Below are 5,156 nucleotides of genomic sequence, written 5' to 3'. Positions count from 1 at the left end.
TCCGGTAATCTTACCGGTAATTGCCTGAATAATTTATTTGTCCTTCCTGTGCTTTTTACTAGTTGGTAATGGCTCTCATTCTGTTGAACTAACTGATAATGATTCCAGACTGCATTTTTTTCTGCTTGATCTATCAGCTTTTCATTACTCGCATTTTTATATACGGTTTGACCGTTTATTTGTTGCTGATATTCCGCATTATTTCTATTATATCTTCTTGTTAAGAGCAATTGACTGGCTTCGTTATACCAACCATCCTCTGTTGCAACACGAATCTGTCTATTATAAGGTTCTCCTTTTAAAGTAGAAATGAAATTAGTACCAATGCCTTTAATACGTAAATATTCTGAAATGCTTTCATCCACAATAAAGGTATGTACATATCGAATAAAAGGATGTTGGTGATAAAAATAAATTCTAAGACTGAAAGGAACAAGATGCTTTTCTTGATTAATTAAATGGGTGCCTGATAACTTGATAACCGATCTCGATTTTCCATCATCTTCCACAGTCACAGTATCGATCTCACTGTACCTTCTACTTCCCGGGTCCACCATTGGTCATGCAACTGTTTATGTTCCTCCAGCTGTAAAACTAATTTTCCTCTTTTGATTAACAGTTTTTGATCTACTGTGATTTCTTCAATCCAGTTTTCTCCTTTAATTGGAATAAAACATGTCATTCTTCCTGTCTCAACTTGCCAACCATTCTTCTTTTTAACTATCATTGTACCTGGTTGCTGTGAACCTTGTTGATTTGCATTGGTTAATTCTAAACCATCCAACTCTTTTTTAAAAAGATTGGCACTATGTTTGGTCCATTTAACTGAACCATCTGGCCAATATGCTTGAATTTGAGATTGAAGGGCAATGTTTTGTTTATTTTTATTTTGTAACATCAGGTGATTGACACTATTTAATTCTCCTTTTTTCCAAGGGACTCCCCAAGTGATGGAGATTCTTTCATTTATTTCGGTTGTGGAATTGCAAAAAAGTGGATGCAGCTTCATAAATCTCTTCCTTTCTATCATTTTCTACTTTCTACTATAAAGAGATTTAATTTTCCTACAACCATATTTTTTGCACACAAAAAAACCAGGCTAAACCACCCGGTTATTTATATAATATACAGTTAACTAATGATTATTAAGACAGACCAGTTATCCTATGTGATTCTTTCATTTTTCACAGAAATTCATAATTGGAAAGTTATTTAAGGATTGATACATGCTTTTCTAATACTTCTAATTGTAAGGGCGTTGAAAAACCCTCATCCCCCCCATCCACATTTGTCATCTTGCTGGGACTAGTTTCTATTGCTAAGCTCTTCGTTTTCCAATATTGAACGTGTGCTGATCTTTTAATTGACCATTAACAAGACTTGTTATTATCGACAAGATTTCTAAAGTAGACATTTCCTGGAACACAAATACATGTAAGTAACCATCGTTGATATCAGCTTCACTCACAGCATTTTTAAATCCTCCAAAAGTATCTGTTAATGCAATCAGGACTAACATCGCGTCTAACTCTTGGGTTGTCTCATTTAATTTAATTTTTACAGAAAATATATCTTTCTCATTGAATTTTTTTAATCCTTCAATAAAATATGCTAGCGACCCTAATTTTGATTTTTGTTCTGCGGTAACTTGATAAGTCGCTTCTGCTATTGCACCAATGTTAACAAGATTCATAAAATAATGATTATTTATTTTCCCTATGTCTACTAATTTTTCAGTAGGATCTTTGATCACATCGATTGCCTGTTGCGTTTTTAATGGAATCTCTACTGCCTTAGCAAAATTATTTACTGTTCCAAGAGGAATAATATGCAATTTTGGTCGATGCTCCTGCTCTGCAATTCCATTGATCACTTCATTAACTGTACCATCTCCACCCATTATCGTAATTAAGTCAAAAGCATCTTTACTGGCTTGAATCGCAAAGTTTTTAGCATCATTTTCTTTCTTAGTTTCATTTATCGTTACAGAATAGTCTTTTTCGATTAATATATCATAAACATCTTGTTTAAATTGGATACTTTTCTCGGTCCCTGAACTTGGGTTAATAATAATCATAGCATGCTTTTCCATACCTAGCTCCTCCTCTAATTACCACAGTAAATCTTCATGTTCATCTAGATACATTGGTGATATATCCATAAATAAGTATAAGGACTCATCTAATGGATAAGAAAATGTTCTAATCCTTTCTCCAGTTTCGATATCATTATAGATATCAGACAATATACCTGATTGCTCTTCTTTCATTCGAATTACGTTTTCAATAAAGTAAGGACGCCAACTCCAATTTTTTCCTTTTGCTGACTTATCCCACATCCAGTTCTTGTTCACATGAATAAAGTTTACTGTTTTTTGAAAACCGTCTTCGTCTGTTACATAAATTCGGAAGAATATGTGTTCCATTTCTTTAGCAAGACTATCAATTACCACGTCTAATTCTCTGTTCTTTTTTATTTGCTTCCATTTTCCCTGGATTTGCAAATTCAGACTTTTTGCTAATTGAAATTTCGCTGTTAATTTCTTTCTTTCTACCAATATAAATTGTTGAATATCTTTACGGAAGCGTTCTTTCAATATATTCATCTCGACAAAGTCAGAAGCACTCGGTGATAAGAAGCTTCCTTGGTAATAACGACCACTATTTCTCCATGCATAATGAAAATGATAGTTAGTAATAATTTCAGCAAATAGTAATTCTGCCCCCCCTACTTTACGGGCTAATAATGATAGAGAGTATATAATGCTATGATAATTAGTTGAAATTGATTCACTTTGTAAAGCATGTAAGTTAACTTTTAAGATATCAGGTTCCATTAAACTAATTCGATCTAGATTACTTGCACCAGTTCCAAGGTCATCTATTGCTAATTTAACGCCTAATGTTTTTAAATATTTAAAGGTATGTGTTAATAGATCAAGATCTCCACTAAATTGTTGCTCTGAGATTTCAATAACAATATTGGCTAAATCCAAACCTTTCTGTTGGTAGTTTAACAGATGATCAAGAAATTGATCCTCTTTCTCTGTCTCAAAGTAATTGGCATGGACATTTAAATAAAGTGGAACTTGAATATTTTCACTTACATATTTTTTAAATGCCAAATCCTGAATTTTTTGATCTATTTCCATTTTAAAATCATCTGCACTGTTGGATCATGAAAAAATGTTCCAAGGCTTATTATTTTTTGGTCTATTTCCAACTTACCTAAAACCTCATATCCTACCACTTCATGACTATCAGCACTAAATATTGCTTGAAAATAAGGTTTTACTTTATCTACATGCATCATTACATCTAATGGATCCATCTGTAAACATCTCTCCTTACATTAATTTTATATCTATTGTTGGATTTAAGCAAAAAAATAGTCTGAATTCTAGTGGAATTCAGACTATACTATCATTATTAAAACTTTGCCTGATAACGGTCTAGCTCCCACTCCGTTACGGCAATTCGATAACTATCCCACTCTGCTTGTTTTAATAACAGGTATTCATTTAATGCATAGTCTCCAAGTACTTTCTTACCAATCTCTCCTGTTAACAATGCTTGGATAGCTTCTCCCAAAGTAGTTGGTAAATTTTCAATTCCACGTTCTTCACGTTCTACCTGATTCATACGGAAGATGTCATCTGTTATTTCTGCAGGTGCTTGTAGAGACTTTTCAACACCATCAATACCTGCAGCCGCGATACTCGCAAATGCATAATACGGATTTGCAGAAGGATCTGGGCATCGTATTTCTACTCTTGTACCCGCACCACGTGTTGCTGGAATACGAACCAGAGCGGAACGATTAGATGAAGACCATGCAATATAACACGGCGCCTCATACCCAGGTACCAGACGTTTATAAGAGTTGACTAACGGATTTGTAATGGCAGCAAATGATGGTACATGGTGTAAAAGGCCTGCGATAAATGAATAAGCTGTATTAGAAAGTTCTCGAGAATCTGCTTCATCATAAAATGCATTTTTGCCAGCTTTTTCATCAAATAATGACATATTCACATGCATTCCGTTACCATTCTCCCCAAATACAGGTTTCGGCATAAAGGTTGCTCGTAATCCACATTGTTGGGCCACAGTTTTTACGACCCATTTAAAGGTCGTCGCATTATCCGCAGTTATTAGTGCATCATCAAATTTAAAATTAATTTCGTGCTGTCCCTTTGCTACTTCGTGATGGGAAGCTTCTATAGTAAAACCCATTTTTTTTAATGTTTTGTAAATTTCTAATCGAACACGTTCTCCTAAATCATATGGAGCAGGTTCAAAATAACCACCATTGTCATGTATTTGTTGTGTCGGCTGCCCTTTATCATCTGCTTCAAACAAGAAAAATTCTAACTCTGGACCGACATGTATGGAAAATCCTTTATCCCTTGCATTTTCAACTGTCTTTTTTAATATATTTCGAGGATCCCCTTCAAATAAGGTACCGTCGGGATTAGTTACACTGCACAAAAAACGTGCTTCAGAATAATCATCTTCTTCTGTCCATGGTAATACTGCAAATGAATTTAAGTCTGGCAATAAATATAAGTCAGATTTATTAATAGGTGTAAAACCTGTTATGGATGAACCATCGAACATTGTTTTTCCTTCTACTACATCCTCTAATTGCTCAGCTGTCACGGATACTTGCTTTAATGTTCCTTCGATATCGACGAATTGTAAATGTAGCAGTTCTACATTTTTCGTTTTGATTTCCTCTCTAATCGTCTCTAATTGTGATACAGTGTCCACTGTTTTTTCTGCTGTTAAAGTTGTCATCTCTCATTTCCCCCCCTTTTTCATGTTAATTATGTTAACATCTTCTGTTATTACCTATCCTACAACTTCTTCCATTAAGACGTCATTTCTTTTGTTAGATAATCTGACAGACATTTTAAATGAATTTCGGGCAACTATAATTAGAATAGTAGACACAAACTGCGAACAAGTGACAATTTTGAAAGTATGATGAATGTAAGCAAAAGCTCCGTCCATTTACTTCGCTTTTATAGGGTTCAACAATGTTAGTGACAGCTAGCACATGGATATCATTGCTTATTTCATCTTATTTGAACAGAGATCTATCCAAAGCGGAGGAAAAATGCGAGACTCCTGAGGGATCAGTGCAAGCTGAAG

The 5,156-nt window shown here is 34.4% G+C and carries 6 protein-coding genes; all 6 read right to left on the bottom strand.

Annotation, left to right across the window (positions count from 1 at the left end; all coding sequences use genetic code 11):
- The coding region (locus JCM21714_RS17435) for an exo-rhamnogalacturonan lyase family protein (RefSeq protein ID WP_500784402.1) at positions 1-557 on the bottom strand (557 nt) is incomplete at its 3' end.
- Positions 512-1,009, bottom strand: a complete 498-nt coding sequence (locus tag JCM21714_RS17430; RefSeq protein ID WP_035726363.1) for an RIFT barrel domain-containing protein — start codon at positions 1,007-1,009, stop codon at positions 512-514. The genes JCM21714_RS17430 and JCM21714_RS17435, both read right to left, overlap by 46 nt.
- 309 nt (positions 1,010-1,318) lie before the next feature.
- Positions 1,319-2,092 carry a diacylglycerol/lipid kinase family protein gene (locus tag JCM21714_RS17425; RefSeq protein WP_052000890.1) on the bottom strand — a complete coding sequence of 258 codons (774 nt, stop codon included), beginning with the start codon at positions 2,090-2,092 and terminating at the stop codon, positions 1,319-1,321.
- Positions 2,093-2,110: 18 nt separating this feature from the next.
- Positions 2,111-3,151 carry an EAL domain-containing protein gene (locus tag JCM21714_RS17420; RefSeq protein WP_052000889.1) on the bottom strand — a complete coding sequence of 347 codons (1,041 nt, stop codon included), beginning with the start codon at positions 3,149-3,151 and terminating at the stop codon, positions 2,111-2,113.
- Positions 3,142-3,330 (bottom strand): hypothetical protein, encoded by a 189-nt coding sequence (locus JCM21714_RS18925; RefSeq protein ID WP_052000888.1) that lies wholly within the window; start codon positions 3,328-3,330, stop codon positions 3,142-3,144. The genes JCM21714_RS17420 and JCM21714_RS18925 overlap by 10 nt, the downstream gene beginning before the upstream one ends.
- 98 nt (positions 3,331-3,428) lie before the next feature.
- On the bottom strand, positions 3,429-4,799 hold the full coding sequence (glnA, locus tag JCM21714_RS17415; protein WP_035726360.1) for a type I glutamate--ammonia ligase: 1,371 nt from the start codon (positions 4,797-4,799) through the stop codon (positions 3,429-3,431).
- Positions 4,800-5,156 lie beyond the last annotated feature (357 nt).

Origin of the sequence: Gracilibacillus boraciitolerans JCM 21714, assembly GCF_000521485.1 — a bacterium.
Lineage (GTDB): Bacteria > Bacillota > Bacilli > Bacillales > Amphibacillaceae > Gracilibacillus > Gracilibacillus boraciitolerans.
Note: the sequence above shows the minus strand (reverse complement) of the source record. Positions and strands in the feature narration are given on the sequence as shown.